Genomic DNA, 22,631 nt, shown 5'->3' on the forward strand with positions numbered 1-22,631 from the left:
GCTCTTTTGTGAGGTATTCTAATCAGCCTTAACCGTAAATCCCTATATGTAAATCTACGATAGTGGCAGGTGCCCCTGAAAAACGTTGGATTGTGTCTGTTTAAATGAATCAGACGTCAGGGAAGGGCATTCGTTGCTTTAATGGGCAAAGGGTTTGGCTTTGCAGTGAGTTGAACTTTTGGGCATGCACTTTGTCAAAGTTTTGGAGAGCGCTGTTGCAAGTTTACAACAATAGGGAACTTATGGAACCGAATACCTTGTTACCGTCAAAAATGGCTGTAAATCCCCCTGATCCGGGTGATGGGCAACGGGAATCGAGTGGTGGCAGGAAAAGTCAGGTCGTGGCCTTTGCCCGTGGTGTTGCCGCTTCCCGCAGTGATGAGCCGAGTCTCAGTCACTCAGGTTCTGACAGCGTTGCAGCAACCGCTTCCGGAAATATGTTTGAATCAAAGATAAGTCCATTAACTGACGATTCAACCACTGCATCTGTAGTTTCATCTGTAGCCTCGAGAGTGGCGACATCAGAAGTTTTCTCCACCTCTGCCAACCGCGCCGGACATGACAGTGATCATGCAGTAGCCCCGGAGCAGCTGGCAGCAGATATACGTGCACTTCCAGACACCAGCATATTCAGTCGGGGAATAACAGAAACAATGCTTCTGTCGCTACTGAACAAACCTTCACGGCATTCAGCACCCCAGGCCTTCGCCACTGGCAGCAATGGGCAGGGCATGGCCAGTAGAGCGTTGGGGAGCCGGGCTATTTCAGACTCTGAACTTCCTCCCGGGCATACTTACCAGCCTTATTTCTGGATGTCCCGTCTGGCCAGCAGTCAGTTGCTGCCGGAATTTCAGTTGAATCAAGCTTTGCTACCCCGTCTGGTTGACCAGTTGATAATGTCTGAGCAAGAGGCCCGGCAATACTTTCAGGCGCGATTTGAATACCGTTTTGTTGATTATGGCTTTAACTGCTCTGATGCTTCGGGTACAGAGCCAGAAAAAAATTACGGGGTATTTACCCGTGCACCAGTTAAGGGGGGGGAGTTGATCGGGGTCTATTCCGGTATTGGCTATGTGCTCAACAAAAGGGAGTGGGCCAAGTATAACCACAATTGGAAACCTGAGCATGTGCATCAGAAAGTGACTACTGAAATGCCGGATTTCATGAGTTACTACCGGACCCTGATGGCAGGTCTGAGAGGTAAGGATCAAACGCAGCGAACGCTCTCGAAATTCACAATGGCGGGGTTTTCTTCAGATTCTACGAACACGGTTGTCTTTTTGCCGGATAACGAGCGTTATACACCGATGCATTTTCTGAATGCGGCCAACAGGGTCAAAGATAACAATGTCATCATGTCGTTTGTTTCAGTGAATACCCGTTCTGGTAATCTTACCTTCCCTGTCTATTTTGCCGAAAGGGATATCGCTGTCGGGGAGGAGTTATTGGTTAATCACCGTTCACTTCCGCCGGACGAATGGGAACAATCAGGCTTGATGATGACAGCCGCCCGGGAAAGAGAAAAATGCGAGAAAAATCTGCAGAGCCAGCTTGGCTTCATCAAGACACTTAATAATGACGTACCGGGTAAGCAGTCAATATCGCCGTTTGTTGCAGCGCCCGCTTATTATGCCTCGGAAGCACTTCGCAAAAGCCACAGGCAGGCAAAAAAACAGCAACACCAGGGTTCTGAGGTACCTCGTGGTTGAGGTGGTAACCCTGTTCTCTCTTTTTAGGGTGCTTATGTGGCTGGCAAACGAACATCGTTCAGGCTTGTGCTGATTGATGTCCGGTTTTTACCTGTCTGTTTTGCCTGGTACATTGCCGTATCTGCCTCCTCAAGCAGCCTGTCCAGGGAGTTCACATCTTTGGACAGGGTAGCAATACCGATGCTCACGGTTGTGGGCTGATTGTTCGCCCATTGATTGTTTTTTGCATGTTCACTGGCGATGGCACTCCTCATTCGTTCAGCCACATGAAATGCCTGCCAGGGCTCTGTATCGGGCAATAATGCAACAAACTCTTCACCCCCGTAACGCCCCAGTAGGTCTTGATGTCGGAGAGACTTACGGCATATAACAGCTGTGGTTTTAAGTATCTGGTCACCGACATTGTGACCCAGCAGGTCATTCAGTTGCTTAAAGTTATCAATGTCCATAAACAGGGCGCAGCAGGGGCGGATTGGGTCAGAGTCAAGAGCAGTCTGGATGATATTCTCTGCTTCCTGACAAAAGGCTCGCCGGTTCAGCAAGCCGGTCAGTGGGTCAAGGTTGGCCTGCTGCTGCCAGAAGAGCGACTGTCGGTTTGCCTGAAAGAGGGTGCATGCATGGTTGCTGATATCGCTGGCGGTTTGCCAGGTAGTGGCATTCCGGTGATATCTGGAGGGGGCCAGTACCATAAGTACTTTATTCCCGGCATCTATATTCAGTGGGAATAGCCAATAGATGGTGCCAAACCGGTCTTTAAAATTGATTTTTGTTTCGATGCCTGAAGCGATAACGCTGAGCAAGTCCTCTTCGATATCTGGAAGCTGCCTGGCTAAATTTTCAGCGGCTTTTAAGTAGTCAGAGGTTTCCCCGGGGGAAAAGTGCCATTCATCCTGCTGGTGACAAAACACCATGGCAGGAACGCCAGGTAATACCTGGTCGAAGGTGGTCAATACTTTCTGGATCAGCTCATTGTCGGAAAGTGGTGAGTCCGGGGTTTGCAGGTGTTCACGCAGTGCTGACTCAAAGATACGCCGTTTTTTGCTGGCAGGGGCGATGGCATTAATCGACATGGCGTGGTTCAGGTTCTGCTGGTGACCGTACCAGTAAAACAGAGGCAGCAGGGCTGCATGAACCGAGAGGAGTATAATCTCAGGGTAGGTTGTCAGGCTTCCTGACTCTGCGTTGGGATACCATAACCATGAGAGTAAAATGAGCATGGTCAGTGCTGAAGGAAAGGCCACTTTTGCGGGGCGAATGCCATTATAGAGACAGTAGGCGGTGGCCAACACAGCCAGGGTGAGACTGGCCAGAAGTGTGTAGGCGGCGAGTTTCAGGGTTGCCACTGATGCATTGCTGGCAGAGGTGATCCCATAAACCGCGAGCGCCATTGCAACGATGTTCAGTGCACGAATCATTCGATTCATTTTTGGGGTGTAGACCGGCAGCAGTGCCAGGCTTCGATAGCTGGCAATACCGGTGACCAGCACCACCGCTGTTATCAGAATAAGCCAGTGGCCCGGCTCCCCCGGCCATGAGACAGCACGAAAAATGTCGCCTTTCCACATCAGAATCATCAGGTTGGCAGCAAGCAGATGGCTGATCAGTAGATACAAGGCAGGGGTTCGATTCCGGATGGTCAGGGTAAAGATGAAAATCAAGGCGACGATCAACAGCGTCTGAATCGAGCCGATGACGGTTTGCTGTTCACTCAGCGCTTTATAGTAGTCCAGAGAGGGCCATAACTCAGGATTGAGCTGATTGAGCGCTACCGGATCATGACGTAGATACCAGGTTTTGCTTTCCCCGGGCTTGAGTGTTAGCTGTAGGGTGTTGGGCACCATGCCTGACAGTGCACCGTCAATCCCCATTTTTGTCAGTTGATACCCGTTGTTGACCGGGATAAAAACATCCAGCTTTTTATGGGGAATCTGGTGGAATACCATCAGCCAGTCATGGGGGGAGTAGGGTGACAGTTCAAGATCCAGGCGATACCAGTTCAGGGGGGTATTTTCATTGGGGAGTGAGCTTTGAAAAATGTCAGACGGTGGATTTACCGGCACCAGAGGCAGGTTGGTGATGGCATCATCACCACTGAGGTAAATGGGCTCGGCAATTAATGAGCCGGAAAGCGACAGCCATAACACCAGAAAAAGCAGGCGAAGGCCGCTGGCAGGGTGATGGATGACCCGGCGCTTATGATTTTTTTCGGGTAAGTGTTGTCTCGGAAACAGCAATATCGTCTTCCCTAACGAGGATACAAGTTTCAGATCGACTGCCTGTTGTCCATTGATCGTGGATAGCAATTGAGCTTCCTCCTTCCTGGAGAAGCAGAGCATTTAAGACATTCTTACACAGTCGCAGGAGTTCTGTGAAGCGTTTGTACTGGTTTCACAGGTGGCTTTTCAAACCTTGCTAACATGGTCACAAAATGACTTTGTGGGTTCTAACTATCAATAGCAATAGCCACTATGGTATTGCTACTTTTCCGGAGGCATCACTATTGATGTTTTCTGCGGTGTTCAAGACAGTTGCCCCAAAATGCTGCTGTGAAAAAGCAACCCGTTCTTCAATAGCCAGGTCATGCTTGCGCAGGGATTCAATCATTTTCAGCCTGGGCTCGATCCCCTGGCCATTGGCAATCTGAATCGCCAGCCCCGGTCTGGCGTTGAGCTCCAGAATCAGAGGGCCAAGATGCTTATCCAGCACCAGATCGACACCCAGGTAGCCCAGGTTGGTCATCTCATGGCAGGCAGCAGACAGGCATAAGATCTTATGCCAGTGAGGCACGTTGAGGGTTGAGAAATTGTGCCCCGTATCCGGATGAAGGCTGACCGGCAAATCATGCTGCACGCTTCTCAGGCTGTTGCCGGTTGCCATGTCCAGGCCGACGCCCACTGCCCCCTGGTGCAGGTTGGCCTTGCCATCGGATTTCCGGGTGGCCAGGCGCATCATCGCCATAACCGGGAAGCCCCGGAACACAATGACCCGGATATCCGGTACGCCTTCAAAGCTGTAGTCATTAAAAATGGGGTCAGCGACGATCAGGCTTTCGATAACGGCAACGTCTGATTTGCCGCCCAGACTGTAGAGACCGCCGAGAATATTGGACACATCACGGCTAATGGCGTCAAAGGATAGACTTTCGCCGCTGGCCTTGACGTATCGATCACCATCACGGCCAGTAATCACCAGAATGCCTTTGCCGCCACTGCCCTTGGCCGGTTTGATAACAAACTTATCCAGTGGTTCCAGAATGCCCTTTAACTTGCGGATATCGGACTGGTATTCAATCACGCCAATCAGTTTTGGTACATCGACACCGGCTTTCTCGGCCATGCGTTTGGTGGTCAGTTTGTCGTCCACCAGGGGCAGGAGGCGTCTGGGGTTATACCGGGAGATATAATTCAGGTTGCGACTGTTCATGCTCAGTATCCCGGACTCCCTGAGCCGGGAAGGAGTTGTTATTGAGCTTTTTGCCAGCGTGTTTTGCACGAAGCTTGTTAACCATCCCATGGAAACCGACCTCTACTTATCCGAATGAACCAGTGGGTAGAACCGCTTGAGTTCAAGCAGTCGATAGCCAGTGTACTGACCAAGCAGCAGAACAATGCCCAATAAGGTGAGCATCAGTTCAGGGAAGTTGAAGGTGAGCTGTTCAACAACGGGATTGGACATTAACAGATAACTCAGGGTGGCTACCAGAAGACTGCCGCCGCCTTCTTTCACGACATCACCGGGGCCTTCTTCTTCCCAGAGGATGGACATCCGTTCAATGGTCCATGCCAGAATGATCATCGGGAAGAACGTGACCGTCAGTGCCTGGGTGATGCCCAGCTTCCAGCTGAAGATACTCATGGCGGCCATGATCAGAATGACAACAATGATGACAGCCCCCAGCCTTGCCACTAGCAGCATGTTTTGCTGACTAAGGAAAGATCGTATCCATAAACCAATGGATACCAGGGAGATGAAAATCACCAGCCCGGGTATTAATTGAGTTTGCAGGAAAGCCATGGAAATCAGCACCGGCATAAAGGTACCGGAGGTGCGCAGACCAACGATGATGCGCATAAATAGCACAACCAATACCCCGATCGGTATCAACAGAATGATCTTAAAGGCATTCTGGACTTCCAATGGCAGGGAGTAGATGGAAAAGTCTATTAAGGCAGCACCATCCTGGTTTGCCTGAGTAAGTGCCAGCTCCCGGGTCGGGGCATTCTGGGAAATAATAGAGAACCTGACGTCAGAGTTAACCCCGCCCATAACATCCAGCAGTGATTTGGCCCCGCGCTGCCAGAGAAAGAAGGCGTCCGGGTTGCCTGCTTTACCGGTTTTGGGATCAAAGAGCTGCCATTCGGTGCCATCATACACCTCTATCATGTCGATAATGGGTTGTCTGCGTCGGCCATCTTCCAGGTGCAGGCCCCGGACAATGCGAGCGGGGATATTACCCATATGGAGTAGATTGACCAGCAAGTCCGGAAGCTTGACCCCTTCTTCCACCATACCGAGCAGCATATTGGTGTTCTGGCCGGGTTCTTTGGCATTAAACTGGCTGATCATGGTGCCGGCAAAACTGACCGTGTCTGCTGAGTGTTCAGTCACCTGTTTTAACAGGCTTTTGGCCGCGGTTTGATAGGGCTCGGGCAGCACCGGCGCAATGAACGGTTCGGGCTGGTCATTCACGCTGGGGTTGATGCCGGGCTCCAGACGGATCTTAACCTTATAAAACAGATCCTGGCGACCATCCGCTTTGCGGATACTCCAGGCTACACGGCGCTGACCGCCATCGTTGGTCTGGTTAATGCCATAGCCGGGTGAGGCAAAGGATTCATCGAGAATTCTTACATCGGGCTGCTGATCCGGAAGGGTCAGGCTTGCCTGGGCAGCCTGTCCCCGGGCTTTGAAGCTCACCCAGGCTTCAATACTCCAGACAGTAGAGACATCCTTGCCCAATAGCGGAAAACCCAGTGCGAAGTGTTTGTACAGGGTTAATCCAAGGCCGGCGACAATCAGTCCGGCAATCATAAGGCCAAGCTGAAAACGACCTTTCATTCTTTTCCTCGCTTTTAACTGTCTGTCTCGGGTTCAGTTGGTAGGAAGAGCCTTATTTTCTACTGAACCTGCTAATGGCTTTTTGCCGCTCAGGGTGATGTTGCCAACGGCCTTAATAAAGAAGGGAACCACAAAGGCACAAAGACACAGAGTTTTTTCTGGACTCAGCAAACAAAAAAGGCTTTCTTTGTGCCTTGGTGTCTTTGTGGTTCAACGCTTTTATCGCTTTTGCAACACCTGCTCAGGGCTGTTTGGTATCCGATGTGTATTCTCTGGATACATCCACAAGCGCTCGTTTCTCAAGGAAACGGGCACCGATCAATGCCGGGAATTCATAGTTTTCACGGCTGCGCAAAGTGAATTGTGTCGGCACAAGGATGTCACCAATGCTGGCGTTCAACGTGATCACCGGGCGTCGTTCAGGCTCTTCTCCATGACGTTTGATCCGAACAAACCGGGTGACCGGCTCCTGCATGGATATAAGAGCACCAGTGGAGTTTGCCAATCGGAAGCGAACCCAGTCTTTGCCATCTTTTTCGAAAAACTCAATATCCCGTGCATCTATGGATGAGGTCAGGGCACCGGTATCAATTCGGGCTTTGAGGACCGTATCGGCATCAGGCAGCGTCATATGTTCAACAGCGCCCACGGTGACCAGGCCTTTAATGCTGACCGGTTTGATGATAGCCCTGGTGTAGGATTTCTGGGTAACGGGAACCAGGGCTTTACGGTTATTGGAGCTGATCACCGTTTTAGTGGCAATATGCTTCTGATTGACGTCAATAACAGCCAGATCCTGCATAAAGCTGCGCCCGATCAGCAGCGGTGACTCATAGTTGCTGCGATCAGTCAGTGAAACAGGCACAGACTGGGTAATGTCACCGATGGTTATGGTCATCATGACAATCGGGCGCTCCACCGATGGGAGCCCCGGACGTTTGATCCGGGTGACACTTTTCAGCGGTAACTCCATCAGCTCAGTCCCTTTGGACGTACGATGGAGCTCAAACCTGACCCACTTTTTGCCATCACGCTCAAAAAACTGAATCTCTCTGGCATCCACGGAACTGTTTTCTGCGCCGGTATCCAGCTTTGCCTCCATTTTGAGGTTCAGGTTTGGCAGGGTAGCGGTTTCGTTGATGCCAAGAACGAGCAGGCCATCCTGATGAGCCGGTGTCTGGATGGTCTGCTCACGAATGGTAATCGTATGGGTATCGGCAGGAGGCTTTGTTTGTGCCTCGGGCCTTGCTGGCACCATGGGGTGTTCCGACGTTTCCGGAACCGGAATGGGTTGGGTAATACGAGAATCGTCCTTGGCAGGACGCTCTTTATAAAAAGCTGTCTGGCATCCGGTTAAAATCATGGTTAAAACAAATAAAGCAGGCAGAGCCAAGTTGCGAAACATGTGACAAGCACTACGTTTTTTGGGGACTATTTAAGGCTCTCGCATTTTATGCGTGCAGCCATGGCGGTTGCCTGTCATCAACAAAACCGTAGAGCCTAAAGGAGTCCGGTGATAGTGGCTGAAGTATTGGCAACTAAAAGCTGGAAAGCTTACTTGATCTGCCTTCGCTTGCCAATTGTTAAATTCTGAGATGTGTCAGGAGCCGAATGTTTATGTCCAGAGGGGCTTGTAGTAGAAACAGGGGGTGTTGAAAAATAACTTTTGTTATTAAGGATCTGTTTGCATTTGAGACGGGTATGTCTGTAGCGGTATATAAGCCTGCCCGGATAGGACGTTAAAGATGGAACCACGAAGGACACGAAGAGCACGAAGGAAAAGAAAAGCTCTTCTTTGCCCGTGAAAAATATTTTGCGTAACCATTTTTCATCCCTGAGGGTGGCGCAAAATATTTTCAGTCATGGGCATTTGTGCTCTTCGTGACCTTCGTGGTTTCACCCGAAACCCATTGAACATGTAGGGGTAAAGCTTAATGTCTACCCTGAGAGTTTTGACTATTTATTATGGCGTTTGACAGTTCGATGCAGGTTTGGTGAGCAAGCCAATCAGAACGGTAATGATTAATACAGCCAGAGACGGAAGTAGCCAGACCATATGTACTTCATAGCCGGGAATCATGCTAAAAGGCTGTAAAACAGGCTGTAGCGCTGCAAACTCTTTTATGCGCAGAGCATCAATGATGCTGAAGATGAAAATGACCGCCAGTGTGGCCCGGTAAGTCAGGACGGGTCTGGGTAGCCAGTCGCGAATAAGCCCAAGGAAAATCAATGTTATGGAGATTGGATAGAGAATCAGCAGTACTGGAATAAAAAGATCAATAATCTCGTTTAACTCCATATTGGCAAAAAAGACACAGATTATGCTTATGATGGTGACGATGGTTCGATAGCTGACCCTTTCGAACATTTCATCAAAGTACTCACTGGCGGCGGTGATACAGCCAATGGCCGTGGTCAGGCAGGCCAATGTGACTACAGCCGCGAGCAGTGCTATCCCGGTGGTTCCGAACAATGTCTCGGCATAAATGGTCAGGATTTGCCCGCCGTTGTCCGGATCGGGGGCGACCTCCCGGCTGGTGGCTCCCAGGTAGAATAGAGAGAGGTAAACCAGGGCAAGTCCGGCCGCTGCGATGATGCCGGTAATGATACTGTAATGAAACAGGCTGGACTTATCTTCAATACCATGGGATTTAAGATTGGTGATGATGACAATGCCGAACATAAGTGCCGCGAGGGCATCCATGGTCATATAACCCTCAAGGAATCCCTTGATAACCGGTGATTCGGTATAAGTATCCATGGCTTGCCCGGGAACGCCGAGAGGTGAAAAAATTGGTGAGAGACCGAGAATGACCAGCAGGGCAATTAACGCCGGAGTAATCAGTTCGCCTACCGACTCCAGCAGTTTTCCGGGCCGGATAGACAGGTACCAGGAGATACTGAAAAAGATCAGGCTGAATATCAGCTGGCTGGGTTTGTCGGGCTCGGCCAAAAATGGTGTGATTCCCACTTCAAAAGAGACCAGGGCGGTCCTTGGAACGGCATACAATGGGCCAATAATCAGGTAAATGCAGGAACCAAGGGCGATGATTAGGGCTCTGGGCATTTCGCCACTGATTTCGTTGAATCCGCCACCCACTCTGGCGATGGCAACAATGCCCAGTAGTGGCAGGCCTACGCCGGTAAGCAGGAAACCCGCAGCGGCATACCACATATCCTGCCCGGCAAGTTGCCCCACCATGGGTGGAAAAATCAGGTTTCCTGCCCCGAGAAACATGGCAAATACCATAAACCCCATACCGACAATATTCTGTAAACTCAGTTTTTGTTTCATGTTTTCAGCTTCCAGAATCCCCGATTATTGAAGTTTTACCGGGATCTGCTCCTTTTTTACATTAATTAAATAGCCTTTCTGATGACAGATAACCAGCTGCCTGCTATCAGTATGGACGCTATCTGTGAAAGTGGTAGCAGGGCAATCGAAGAGTCCGAAAAAGCGCTACGTCAATCATTTAATGATTTCCCGGTGGTGCTGAACAAAGGTCATCATGGGGCTGATCATTGCTGATTTGTTGCAAGCTTTCCTGCAATAGGCAGATCAGGGTTTCATGATCACCGGCTTCCAGGAAAACATCCGGGCTCTGGCACAGCCGGTTGTCCCAGAGCACTGGCATATTGTAGGGCTCGCCAAAGGGGGGAATAGCTCCGGGTTCGCAGTCTTTGAACCTGGAGTTAAGTTCGTGTTCTGTGGCGAACTGCAGTTTTGAGTTGGTGATTTGGCTCACCTGGTGAATATTGACCCGGTTGGCTGCTGGTAAAATGGCCATCAGGTAGTGATCAAGACTATCTTTCAGGACCACTGCCTTGGCCAGCTGGTGCAATGGAATACGGGCGGCGATGGCGCTCTGCACTGAACTTTTGCTGGGTTGATGTCGGATGGTTTGATAGGGAATATGCTGCCTGGCAAGGTAATCGTAAACTGTGTTGGCAATGCTCATGATAGAAATCACCCCAGTAAATTTTGGCTTGAGGTGAAAAGAGTATAGCCGCTGATGGTTGTATTTCAGGGGCTATTGGTATTACAACCAGCCTTTACGTTTAAAAAACAGAAAGGTGGCTAACGCGCTCAACAACATAAGTCCGAGTGCAATTGGATAGCCGAACTCAATCGAGAGCTCTGGCATGATTTTGAAATTCATCCCGTAAATACTGGCAATCAGTGTCGGCGGGAGGAACATAACGGCGGCCACTGAGAAAATCTTGATTATGTTGTTCTGCTCAAGATTGATGTAGCCCATGGTGGACTCCATCAGAAAGTTGATTTTCTCGAACAGGAAGCCGGTGTGTGGTGTCAGGGATTCAATATCCCGAAGCATATCCCTGATATTGTCTTTCTGTTCATCATTGAGCATGTGGCTGCATGCGCGCATCAGGTAACGAAGTGAGCGCTGGGTATCCAGCAGATTCAACCGGACTTTGCCATTCAGGTCCTCCTGAAGTGTGATGGTGCGCAGCTGCTCATCAACATCTTTATACTGCTCTGACAGCGTGTTCTTGCTGACTTCTTCCAGATCCTCGTAAACTTCTTCCAGAGTATCAGCAAGGTATTCAACCTTGGCATCAAACAGGGCAATGATCACCTCCAGAGGCGTTGTTGCCTTGATATGCTGGGTTTTAAGGTGTTTGCGCATAAGCCTGAATAAACCGGTGGGCTCATCCTGAAGGGTGATCAGTTTATCGGGTCTGAGGTTGAATGCGACGTTAATATTTCTCAGCTCGTGGCCGGACCTGTGGGGAAACAGGGAGCGAATATGAATGCCGCTTTCGGTTTCAAAGTAGCGAGAGGAAATTTCAATCTCTCCCAGATCTTCTTCTTCGGGCAGACAGCCCGGGAAGTGGGTTGTTAACCATTGGTGCTCAGCACTGTCCGGCTCTGTTGCTTCCAGCCATATAGTGCCCTTGGCCGACGGGAAATCTGGCGTCACCCGGTCAATGGAAAATTGGTTATCCTGAGCACTATAGGCAAAGATCATAGTTACTGCCTTATTGATAACGAAATAGATTGGCCGACTCAAAATCATAGTGCCAGCCACCAAGCTATCTGAACGACCAGACCCTGAATATTTTAAAAAACAACGGAGGATATTGTCATTTCAGATTTCAGAGGGTTGCACCGTTTGGTAACAAAAAGGAGAGGAATTGTACGATAATTGACTTCTATTAGGATAGTGGGAATGTGTCAGGTGCTAATAACCTGGCATGGTAGTATAAGGAAAGTGACGGGGGCTGAACGCTCTGATTACGGGGGGGCGCTACACCCGCAAAACGGTCTCAATACAGGTCGGATCGCGAGCCGAATCGTGCCCCAACCGCCATGCACCATGAAACTCAGGTATCAAGGTGTAATGGCATCATGGCTTGAAGCTTCACGCAGTACACGGATTAATGCAATGCATATCTCGTTGCAGCTCGCAGCATCCTGAATGGCCTCACCGTTACGGTCAGCTATGATAAAACTGTCTTCGACCTTTTCCCCAAAGGTAGCAATTTTGGCACCGTGTACCTGCAGATTCAGTCTGGCGAAGGTTTTGCCGATCAGGGCAAGCAGCCCGGGGCGGTCCGTTGCGGTGATATCCAGCACTGTTTGCCTGGGTTCAATCTGATTGCTGATCAGCACCGCAGGCTCCCGGTTAAAATAGCGCAGTTGCCGTGGTGTTCGACGGCGAATAAGGTCCGGGAATGTGTCTGGTGCAGACAGGGTATTCAGCAGGTGCGTTTTGATGTCCAGTATCCGTTCGGCATTGGGCCCGATGGCAGAGCCATCTTCTTCAAGCACGGTATAGGTATCAAGGCTGTAGTTACTTCTGGAGGTAATGATACGGGCATCCTGAATGGCCAGTCCCAGCTGATGAAACGCCGCTACCGTGGCAGCAAACAGATTGGACTGGTCATGGGTATAGACAAACACGCTTGACCCCTGGTGCTCATAACCATCGGCAATTTCCGGAATCACGATCATCGGCTTTTCTGAGTCATGCTGGAGAATACCTTCGGTCTGCCAGCTGATTTCATCACTTTGGTGACGGAGAAAATACTCATCATTAAACTGATCCCAGAGATAGGATATGTCTTCCTCTTTCAGGCCTTTTTCGATTAACAGAGCCATTGCCCGTTGTTTGGTGTTGGCGATCTGCTCATTCATTTCCGGCAGATTATCGACGCCCCGTTTCAAAAGCTGGTGGGTTTGCGAGAAAAGCTGTTGCAACAGAGAGGCTCTCCAGCCATTCCAAAGCCCGGGGTTGGTGGCATTAATATCCGCTACTGTCAGGAGGTAAAGGTATTTCAGTCGTTCCCGGGTACCGACACGTCGGGCGAAGTCCTGAATCACTTTCGGGTCGGACAGATCTTTTTTCTGAGCGGTGACGGACATGGTCAGGTGTTCCTGCACCAGCCAGACAATCAGCGCAGTATCTTCCTTATTCAGGCCATGAACACGACAGAATTGCTGTGCATCCTCGGCACCGAGCTGGGAGTGATCGCCTCCACGGCCTTTACCGATATCATGGTAAAGGCCTGCCAGATAAAGTAATTCCGGTTTGGGTATTCGATGGATGATTCTTGAGGCAATAGGAAACTGCTGATGGCTCTTTTGATAGGAAAAACTTCTCAGGTACTTTATTAATAACAGGGTATGGGCATCCACTGTGAGTGTGTGGAAAAGATCATACTGCATCTGCCCTATGATTCGACCAAACTCCGGAAGGTAGCGACCCAGTATGCCGTAGCGGGCCAGCCTTTTTAACGACGCTGTTAAAGCATAGGGGGCACGCATGAGTTCCAGAAACAGCCTTGTGCATCTTGGGTCTTTGCGAAAAGTACCGTCTACCAGGTGGCGGTAATCTCTCAGCAGTCGTATGGTTTCAGCGGTGGGGCCCTGGATTGTCTGATCCCGGGTGAGCAGCACAAACATCTCCAGAATCGCGGGCGGGTGTTCGGCAAAGACTCTATCGTGGACGGTTTCAATGTAGTTATTGCATACCTGGAAGCGTTCATTAATGGCATGAACTTTATGAACGATGCCAGCGCTGAGAATATCGTCGTCAAAATGTTGCAACAGCAGGTCTTTTAGCTGGCTGACAATCATGACCGTGCGAAAGTAGCTCTGCATAAACTGCTCTACCGCCAAAGCGCCTGTGTGGTCGTGATAACCAAACTGGCTGGCCAGTGTTCGCTGGTGGTCAAACAACAGGCGATCTTCTCCCCGTCCGGTCAGGGAGTGAAGTGCCCAGCGGATTTTCCAGAGAAATGCCCGGCACCTCTGCAGCTGCTGATATTCAACATTGCTCAGGAATCCAAGCTCCAGAAGCTCAGCGGGATCATGAGTCCCGTAGTGGCGACGGGCCACCCATCCAAGCATATGCAGATCCCGAAGACCGCCCGGTGAACCCTTGATATTTGGCTCCAGATCGTATTCGGTATCATTATATTTACGGTGTCGTTTACGTTGTTCATCGAATTTCGCCTGAAGATACCGTTGACTGGGCCACATATGTTCAGTGTCAATCAGGTCCAGCAGGTATTCGTGCAGAAATGCCGGACCGGATATAACCCTGGACTCTATCAGGTTGGTGATGATGGTCAGATCGTCAGCGGCCTGGCTGGCACACTCATCAAGGGAGCGGACACTGGAGCCGACTTTTAAACCGATATCCCAGAGTAAAGTCAGGAAATGTTCGATCGCATCCTGGTGCTCATGGTAATGGTCTTTTTCCAGCAGTATCAGAATGTCAATGTCGGATCCGGGGTGCAGCTCCCCTCTGCCGTAACCGCCAACGGCCAGTAGGGTGATGGGGCAGCTGTCACTCCAGTTCAGATGTTCCCAGGCCAGCCGCAGAATCTGATCCATCAACCATGCCCTGGCAAATACCAGTTGCTCTATATCCATACCATCCAGAAACCATTGATCCATTTTGGATGTGGCTTCCTTCAGGCATTTCTTATAGGCCGGTATCGGGGTTTTGGAAATCGTTAGGTCCGCCCGGAACTGACTCTTGTTGAAAAGATGGTCCTGAACAGAGGTTGGGATTTTCTGAAACGGATTGCTCATTTTAGAAGTTTTCTTCTTTTCGTTTGGTGAGCACTTCATAGCCTGTAGCGGTTACAGCAATGGTGTGTTCCCACTGGGCAGAAGGGCGCCGGTCTCTGGTTACCGCTGTCCAGCCATCGCCCAGCAGTTTGGTCCCTTTCTTGCCAGCATTGATCATTGGTTCGATAGTAAATGTCATGCCCTCTTGCAGGACACAGTCATTTCTATCGTTATAACCTTCATAATGGATGACCTGTGGGTCTTCATGGAACACTCTGCCAATGCCGTGGCCGCAGTACTCTTCAACAACCGAGAAATGATTGCCGTGGGCATGTCTGGCAATTACACGACCGATATCGCTTAGACGGTTACCTGGTTTCACTTGCTCAATACCCAGGTAGAGACACTCCTGGGTCACCTGTACCAGCCTCTGGTTAAATGGTTGAACATCACCAACCAGGAACATTTTGCTGGTATCGCCATGGTAGCCATCTTTGATCACAGTGATATCGATATTAACAACGTCACCGCTTTTCAGAAATTTTTTATCACTGGGAATGCCGTGACAAACGACCTGGTTGATGGAAATGCAGGTGGACTTGGGGAAGCCGGGTCTGCCCGGGGCTGCGCCGTAATGTAATGGGGCAGGGATTGCCTTCTGCACATTGACAATATAATCATGGCAGAGGCTATCCAGTTCGCCGGTTGAGACGCCGGGCTGCACATGGGGTTCGATCATTTCCAGCACTTCAGCGGCCAGACGGCCAGCGATGCGCATCTTTTCAATTTCTTCAGGGGTTTTGATGGTTACATTCATTGTCAGGTCAGGCCGCTTAAAGATGCGAAAGTCAAATGATAATTCGTGTTATCTTACCAGAATCCCCAAGCGAAGTATTAACAATATTATATCCGTCAGGTGTTGCTCAAAACGAGGGGTGACTTCTGCGTTTAAGTCCGGCAGGCACCTATAGCAGGTAAGATGCCGATAAAGCCACTGCCCCTAACGGTACTGCAATTTGAGCATATCTGACAAAGTGCCAGAAGGAAGATAGCCAGGTTCTCTGGTCTACCTTGGGGTTTGATCTGAACCTGACATCAAGGCTTTTCTTTGAAAAATAATTATCTTCATAGCGCTTGGAACTGAAGAGGCCCCACAAGGTATACCACTGGCAATCCCAGGCGTCAGGATCGGATTCGCAGGACTGATTGTAGAAAGGCAGGTTTTTCTGATAAACCGTTAACTTCAGTGTGTATATTGTGTTCGGAGCCAGCTGGTCGTCGTAACTGAGGGCCTCGTTGGACAGGAAAATTTTTCCGGGGTAATAGAACAGTGTGGGCACATAACTCCGGTAAATATTTTTGTCAGGGTTATCACCATTTTTCAGTTTGAACTCCCAAAGCGTGGAGCGTCGAATTTTCTGGTCACTGGAGATGGCGTTCAATGTTTGCTGAATACCTTTTGCTTCATCGATATAGATAGTGGACTTCAGTCTGTCGCCAAATATGGATGGTTCGTAGAGTTGAACTCTGACGATGATATTTTTCAGCTTTTCAGTGACATCTTCTGATACCTCGTTGAGTGCTGCGGCAGAGAAGTCCTGGGCTCTCATGATAAATGGATAGCCTTTTTCTTGCCTTGAGCCATCAAGGCCAGGGGCAGACTGCCATACCAGTGGGTCAATATTCTCGTTGTCAAAAGTTTTGGGAAGCGAAAAAGCGTTGGGAGAGCCTGAAGCAATTCTTTTTCGTGTGGTTACGGTAAAGCTGACTTCGTCTTCTCCCTTGAAGCGACAGGAAAGGCTATCAGGTTGCGGGTTGTGGATATACTCGTTGAAGATGTACTCGTTTTTAGGATCTTCAATAAACAGGGTTGGCGCTAATCTGGCAGATTGTGAGGTTCGCACGGTGTTTTTCAGATTGCTGACAGTGACCACTTCCTCTTCACCCGGTAGCAGGTCATAGCCATTGGCAAGACGGTCAATAAAGCCGGGGGAGTCGGGGCTCCAGCGGGCTTTATCTTTTTTCAGAAACTCCACGTCAAAGACCATTTTTCCCTCACCATCCTGACAGTACCGGCTTTCGTGCATGGTGATATCGGCGTAACAGGTTTTTGGCTTCCAATGGCAATGTTCGACTTGTTTCATGCCACCGTCCGAGGTGGGCAGGAATATCTTTTCACATACATGGTAGGAGCCACAGTGCTGTGCATCGGTGACCAGCTGGCACTCCTGCCAATTCCAGTGAAGGTATGTACGATAGTTAATAACACCTGTCCAGGCTGGTGACGGCTGTTGCCGCAAAATATCTGCCGCCTCGTGGCGGCTGATGTTTTTCAAGTCCTGCCATGCTTCTTCGTCAAAGGTTTCCGGTAAGCGAACATGGGTATGGTGGTTGGCCGAACATCTTAACTCTTCAGAGTGGAGGTTGCGGGTTTGATGGGCAGGGATAACGTGTCCGGGACATGACTGGCTTGCTGTTATCCTCGGAGCAGACACTTGCAAGCAATGGTTGTTAATAAGAAAAGGCACGGCAAAAGAGGTGTATGGCTTTGAAAATAAAAGTATTAGCAGCAAAGCTACATACACAAGTTGCTTTTTGATAGCCATCACATCAACCTGCGAAAACGTTTAATGAATTTATTGTGAAAATGAGTATCCCGTCACAGATACTCATTGTTTTGTATTGATGTTTTAAAAGAACTGCCGTCTTTTTCTCCGATCAGAAAAGACGTTGTCCCTGGTCAGCATATCAACCACGCTTTGCAGCTTTCTGGCTTCATCGAGACGGTTTTCCTGGTTTTCCAGGGCGTTGATGCACATGGCAACAGCTCCTTTAAGTGTGCCAGCCTCAACCATCATGACGTCGCTCTCAATATCATCGTCCTCTTCTGATGAGCTGAAAACCTGCTTTGCTTTTGCCTGATAGAGGGCTCTTGACATGTCTGAACTGAGGTAGTGTTGACGATATCCGTCACGAACCTTTCTCAGGCCGCCTGAGCGGCTGATGGCCAGTTCTTCATCAATATCTTTTTTAATCAGGGCGATAATAAAATATTTTGTGTCCATTTCATTGGATTTGCCGGCCACCCAGGTGATCCATGAACTGACAGATAGCCACTTTTTACTGGCGGAATTTTCAATGGTTAACATTGCTTCATGAGCGAGATTGGCGTAACGCATGAGCTTATTCTGATCATAAATGGGTGCAGCACCAACGGTCATATCGTTCAGGTAGTAATCCAGATTGAAAATACGCTTGTCATATTCCACCGGAATGCAACCAATTTGAATACCATAGGTGGCACGAATGTAAGATCTTGCCCAGAATGCATCGATCAACATCTCTTTGGCTCTTTTGCTGCCTTCCCGGTCGGAAATGGTCCTGTATCTCTCTGACGTACCGAAGGTATCTATAAAGGTTTCAATGGCATCTTTGGTAAAACGGTTGATCCCTTCATCAATGACTCGCTTATCCTGGGTTCGCATGGCCCGTAGCTGCAAGGCATTACGTTTCATATCAGCGATCTGCTCTGCAGTATACAGTGACATGGACTTGAGCTGGTCGTTACTGATTCCGAGCTGCTGATGAAGGACGCCATTGGGCAGGACGATATTGAAATGAAGCTCGTTCATTTGCGTATCAAGCCTGCGCAAGGTTGACTGGTATTGATGAACCAGCGGGAGCATATCAACCTCGCTGTCGGGATCAGCAGTTATGTCTGGCCTGAGAGTGGGGAAATGTTCCAGGTTGTTAACGTCTTGAAGGAACAGGTTTGATTCCTGTGTGAACGTTCTTACATGGTCGAGAAATTCCCTTACGGGTATTGGTTGAAGGATGCTTTCGTCAGAAATTTTCTGGAGCTCTGAGGCAACGGTGGTTAGGTCTCTCAGGCTGCGGCCAAGATCGTTAATGGTTTTCAGCAGGATGTCACCATCACGCTCACCTCTCAAATAAAAGGCCTGTATATACTGTTTCTCGATTTCTGTTTTGTTGGCAAGGTTGATAGTCAATTCGTCACTGTTTTCCGGAGTGACACTGATAACCGGTGGGAATACTGCATCAGCGTCAGATCCCGGAGCCTTTTCGTAATAGTGACCGGGAGATACCTGTTGCCCATGGTATTGCTCAAACCGGGGCGGGTCACTCCGTAAGGAACTGCTTGCCGAAACAGTGTCGAAAGACGTAAAAGCAAGGAATATTGCACAGCATATTATGCTGCCAGTAGCTCTGTTCATTTTAAAAGCTCTGAAAAGTTAAAAAATTATTCAACTGGTAATTTGACCATGGTGAAAGAATATAGTTCCGATTTTTTGAATATGCATCTGGGCTGTTAAAAAAACAGATGTGATTTAACAGCGTAAATGACTGTTTTGCTTTGGTCTTGAAGCTGCTCTCTATTTTTGGGTTGGTTTTGACGAGTTGAATGGTGGCCTGATGATCGTATGATTGATGGGCGTATATTTAATTTATTGAAACTTTTATTTTTTTCGGGCTGTGATCTTTTTTGTTAAAGAGTTATTCAGATTTTGTCCAAATTTAGATGGTACGATTTTATTGCTTTCTCATGATGATTGATGAACTTATTCAATTGCCCAAAGTCCAAAAGTTCAGTCAATAATATATTGATCTTTTTTGATATTAAAAACCTATAATCATTGGAGAGTTCATTATGATTAATCCTGCTACCAGTCTTGCTGTTACACGTGACCCACAAAATGATATTCCTGCCCGTTCAGAGGCAATCGATGTAAGTGGCTCTGGCAATGAAAGCCCTGCTACTGCCTTTTACAGAACCATGGCGGCAAAGCCCCTCTGGCGGGGGCTGTTCATTGTTTCCGTTAATACAGCAATGTTTGCATGCTGTGAGGCATTTAGTAATTACTTCGCAGATGAACGGGATGGTCATATGCCATTGTATCCGTTCAATATATCGCAGCCATCCTTGGGAGGAGCAGTCCTGGGTTTTGCTAACGGGGTTTTCCAGGCCAGTTTAACTGAGTTGTTCAATGCAATTCATGATACTTGTCTTGAGAACAGATCAATTAGTGTGGCACCATGCCAGCCAAATGTCATCACTGTCAAGGATAAAAATCTCTGATGATCAGCGTCCCGTTGAGTCTGGAAGTAAAGTCTGACGGTTTGTCTGCTGTAGCTCGTTAATTACTGCGCCGGTTTATCAGGGGCATTACCTCAATTGTCAATAGCTTCCGTGCCAGCTTTTCGGCAGGCACTGATGCTATTAAGGTTTAGTTAGTACGATTTTACCGATCACTGAAGTTGATAAGTGAACTTTTTCAATTATCCAAAGTCAAAATGTTTGATCGTTAATAAAGCATTTTCTTTTAATACTAAAAATTTCTAATTTTTGAGAGTTCATTATGAACCCTGTCATCCATATTACCGGCACTGGCAGTGCACAAATTGATATTCCTGACAGATCAGAGGGGGCAAGTGATGCAAGTGGTTCTGGCAATGAACGCCAAACTGCTACTCCCTGGTACAGAACAGACCAGGCAAAAACTGTCTGGCGGGGGCTAGCCGTTGTCTCCGTTGGTGTAGCCCTGGGGGTAGGTGGTGAGTTTCTGAGTAATTACCTTGTATGGAAACGGGATGGTGTTATGCCATCGCACACAAAAGATACTCCGCAGCCAATCCTGGGGGCCGGCATAGGCTTTTTAGCAGGGAGTATTATTTTCTTACTCGATGAACGTCGCCGCACAATACAGCAAAATTCTCTGGCAAGCAGATCAATCAGTGAGGCATCGAGTCAATCAGAGGTCTTCAATACCCGGGGTGAAACTTCTGGTCATCAGCATTCCGCTGATAGGGCAAGCAGAGTCTGATATCCCTGGCCCGGATATTAACTACTGGTTTATCAGGTGCTTTAGCCTCTACTGAGGTTGAGCCATCTGCTGCATTACCAGGAATCTTATGTGCCCGGGTGTTCCGGGCGCGATGACCAGATAACGCACTCACTGTGCCGAACGGTCCTTAGATCACCGGGTGCCTGAAACCAGCCATAGAGTTTGATAGGGCTTTAAATGTTCTGAGGTAAAGGTCTTGTCGCTAAGCAGGTCAAGACAGCCCTGGTATTCTTCTGCATTTATGTCCATATAAGTTGCCGTCAGATTATGAATGGCAATCAGGCTTCTGCCCGTTTTGGGCTCAGTCCTGGAAAAGGCCAGTATGCCCGGTGCGATATCAATGATTTGCTGAGGGCAGTCCGGGTGAAAACAGCGCTCTTTTCGGCGAATTCCAATAATGGTTTTCAGGGTTTTAAAGATCATGCTCTGCATTGAGACGGGGTTTTCCAGTTCTGTGCGCAGCTCTTCAATATCCCATTTACGGCGATTGATGGATCGGGTGCGGCCAGATCGTTCAACGCCGACAATATCGTTCCCAGTGGCCAGCAGGCTATGAATATAGATGGCCGGAATACCTTTCATGCCGAGCATAATGATCTGTGAGCAGAGAAAGCGTTGTGCCTGCCAGTGATCCTCACCACGGCGTGTGCCTTTCATGGCGTCAAATAGAGAGATATTGATCTCATAAGGTTTTTCGCTTTGATCCTGTAGTGTGCGCATGCTGACGAACCCGCCAAAACGGTGCATGCTGTCCACCAGTTCAGCGACTTCACTGTCGGGGACGAGCCCTTCAAGCGGTCGCAGCCCAATGCCATCATGGGAAGCGGTGAAATTCAGTGTTGTGCAACCCTCAGGGTATTCCGGTAATGCCCTTGCCCAGTGCGCCAGGTATTTTTCTGTGCCCCGGTTTAGTGCATGAAGTATCAGTGGCGGCAGTGCAAACTGGTACACCAGATGCGCCTCATCGCCCCGGGCGAAATAGCTGAAGTTTTCCGGGTCAGGTACATTGGTTTCAGTTATCAGTAATGCACCGGGGCAGACCTGTTCAATAATCAGCCGCATGACTTTTACCATGGCGTGGGTTTCTGGCAGATGTACGCAGGCTGTATTGAGCTTCTTCCATAGAAAAGCTATGGCATCAAGACGCACTACGCTGGTGCCCCGGGCAAGGTAGAAAAGCACAATATCGACCATTTTTATCAGTACATCCGGGTTTTTGAAGTTAAGGTCGATCTGGTCCTCACTGAAGGTGGCCCAGACGTGGCGGGTTCCCCGGCGTGTCTGGGTGGGAACCAGCAGGGGGGAGTTTCTGGGGCGGGTGACCATGGTGAGATCTGTGGATGGATCTTCCTCAATAAAGTAGTCCCGCCCAGGCTGGATGCCGCTGACAAAATCCGCAAACCACAGGCTTTCTCGGGATACGTGGTTGATAACCAGGTCGGTCATTAACCGATAGCGCTCAGCGATGGCCCCGACGTTATTCCAGTCACCAAGAGCAGGGTTAACCTGTAGATAATCAATGATGGAGAATCCATCATCAGAACTGTAGGGAAAATAAGGCAGTATATGCACGGTGGAGATCAGCTGCCGGATGTGCCTGCCAAGGAATTCACTGAGTACTTTCAGTGGTGGTTTCCCATGCTCTGTGAGGCTGTCGCCATAAGTGATCAGATAGATATCCTGCTCTGACCAGGCATCAAAACTTTTCGGTTCATGGTTGTGCAGATAGTGCTCAACCCGACGGACGATGATACTGGCGAGGTCATCCGATTGATCGCCATAAGGGATGTGAAGAAGCCTGGATAGCGATTGATGAAATGACGCAAAGATAGGGGGATAGCTTTGCAAAATGCCTCTCCTGAAATAGCAGCGTTATGGAGTTCTGATTCACGTTCGTAATATCAAGAGCATGAGTTGTGCCATGTAATATTGGCATGTTATTCAACCAACTTT

At 49.0% G+C, this 22,631-nt stretch carries 15 protein-coding genes; 2 read left to right on the forward strand and 13 right to left on the reverse strand.

What is annotated here, in order from left to right; translation table 11 throughout:
- The first annotated feature begins 242 nt into the window (after positions 1 to 242).
- A complete protein-coding gene (locus J7438_RS04960; protein WP_209275668.1) occupies positions 243 to 1,709 on the forward strand; it encodes an SET domain-containing protein in 1,467 nt (488 codons plus the stop codon).
- Between the two features lie 32 nt (positions 1,710 to 1,741).
- On the opposite strand, the gene J7438_RS04965 is transcribed toward J7438_RS04960, so the two are convergent.
- The 11 genes from J7438_RS04965 to J7438_RS05015 all read right to left on the reverse strand — a co-directional run bounded on the left by J7438_RS04965 (position 1,742) and on the right by J7438_RS05015 (position 19,049).
- Positions 1,742 to 4,012, reverse strand: coding sequence for a diguanylate cyclase (locus tag J7438_RS04965; RefSeq protein WP_209275669.1), 2,271 nt, complete (start codon positions 4,010 to 4,012; stop codon positions 1,742 to 1,744).
- 163 nt (positions 4,013 to 4,175) lie between these two features.
- Positions 4,176 to 5,222: an alpha-L-glutamate ligase-like protein gene (locus J7438_RS04970; protein WP_209275670.1), complete on the reverse strand. Its 1,047-nt coding sequence runs from the start codon at positions 5,220 to 5,222 to the stop codon at positions 4,176 to 4,178.
- 12 nt (positions 5,223 to 5,234) lie between these two features.
- Positions 5,235 to 6,767, reverse strand: a complete 1,533-nt coding sequence (locus tag J7438_RS04975) for an inactive transglutaminase family protein (protein ID WP_209275671.1) — start codon at positions 6,765 to 6,767, stop codon at positions 5,235 to 5,237.
- 241 nt (positions 6,768 to 7,008) lie between these two features.
- Positions 7,009 to 8,130 (reverse strand): ATP-dependent zinc protease family protein, encoded by a 1,122-nt coding sequence (locus tag J7438_RS04980; RefSeq protein ID WP_209275672.1) that lies wholly within the window; start codon positions 8,128 to 8,130, stop codon positions 7,009 to 7,011.
- 600 nt (positions 8,131 to 8,730) lie between these two features.
- Positions 8,731 to 10,062, reverse strand: coding sequence for a branched-chain amino acid transport system II carrier protein (brnQ, locus tag J7438_RS04985; RefSeq protein ID WP_209200027.1), 1,332 nt, complete (start codon positions 10,060 to 10,062; stop codon positions 8,731 to 8,733).
- Positions 10,063 to 10,240: 178 nt separating this feature from the next.
- A complete protein-coding gene (locus tag J7438_RS04990) occupies positions 10,241 to 10,726 on the reverse strand; it encodes an aminoacyl-tRNA deacylase (RefSeq protein WP_209200028.1) in 486 nt (161 codons plus the stop codon).
- A gap of 81 nt (positions 10,727 to 10,807) precedes the next feature.
- Positions 10,808 to 11,761 carry a magnesium/cobalt transporter CorA gene (gene corA / locus J7438_RS04995; protein WP_209275673.1) on the reverse strand — a complete coding sequence of 318 codons (954 nt, stop codon included), beginning with the start codon at positions 11,759 to 11,761 and terminating at the stop codon, positions 10,808 to 10,810.
- Positions 11,762 to 12,123: 362 nt separating this feature from the next.
- Positions 12,124 to 14,835, reverse strand: a complete 2,712-nt coding sequence (gene glnD / locus J7438_RS05000) for a [protein-PII] uridylyltransferase (RefSeq protein ID WP_209275674.1) — start codon at positions 14,833 to 14,835, stop codon at positions 12,124 to 12,126.
- 1 nt (position 14,836) lies between these two features.
- Positions 14,837 to 15,631 carry a type I methionyl aminopeptidase gene (map, locus tag J7438_RS05005; protein WP_209200031.1) on the reverse strand — a complete coding sequence of 265 codons (795 nt, stop codon included), beginning with the start codon at positions 15,629 to 15,631 and terminating at the stop codon, positions 14,837 to 14,839.
- Between the two features lie 148 nt (positions 15,632 to 15,779).
- Positions 15,780 to 17,309, reverse strand: a complete 1,530-nt coding sequence (locus J7438_RS05010; RefSeq protein ID WP_209275675.1) for a hypothetical protein — start codon at positions 17,307 to 17,309, stop codon at positions 15,780 to 15,782.
- A 195-nt stretch (positions 17,310 to 17,504) separates the two neighbouring features.
- The gene (locus J7438_RS05015) at positions 17,505 to 19,049 is read right to left on the reverse strand and encodes a hypothetical protein (RefSeq protein WP_209275676.1); all 1,545 of its coding nucleotides are present in this window, start codon (positions 19,047 to 19,049) and stop codon (positions 17,505 to 17,507) included.
- Between the two features lie 434 nt (positions 19,050 to 19,483).
- Here J7438_RS05015 and J7438_RS05020 point away from each other — a divergent pair, with 434 nt between their 5' ends.
- A complete protein-coding gene (locus J7438_RS05020; protein WP_209275677.1) occupies positions 19,484 to 19,912 on the forward strand; it encodes a hypothetical protein in 429 nt (142 codons plus the stop codon).
- Positions 19,913 to 20,595: 683 nt separating this feature from the next.
- Here the strand turns inward: J7438_RS05020 and J7438_RS05025 are convergent.
- Together J7438_RS05025 and J7438_RS05030 are read right to left on the reverse strand one after the other, a co-directional pair.
- On the reverse strand, positions 20,596 to 20,790 hold the full coding sequence (locus J7438_RS05025) for a hypothetical protein (RefSeq protein ID WP_209275678.1): 195 nt from the start codon (positions 20,788 to 20,790) through the stop codon (positions 20,596 to 20,598).
- Between the two features lie 20 nt (positions 20,791 to 20,810).
- Positions 20,811 to 22,526: a sugar phosphorylase gene (locus J7438_RS05030; RefSeq protein WP_209275679.1), complete on the reverse strand. Its 1,716-nt coding sequence runs from the start codon at positions 22,524 to 22,526 to the stop codon at positions 20,811 to 20,813.
- Positions 22,527 to 22,631 lie beyond the last annotated feature (105 nt).

The sequence above is a fragment of the Thalassotalea sp. G20_0 genome (genome assembly GCF_017744175.1).
In the GTDB taxonomy this organism is placed as follows: domain Bacteria; phylum Pseudomonadota; class Gammaproteobacteria; order Pseudomonadales; family Endozoicomonadaceae; genus Endozoicomonas.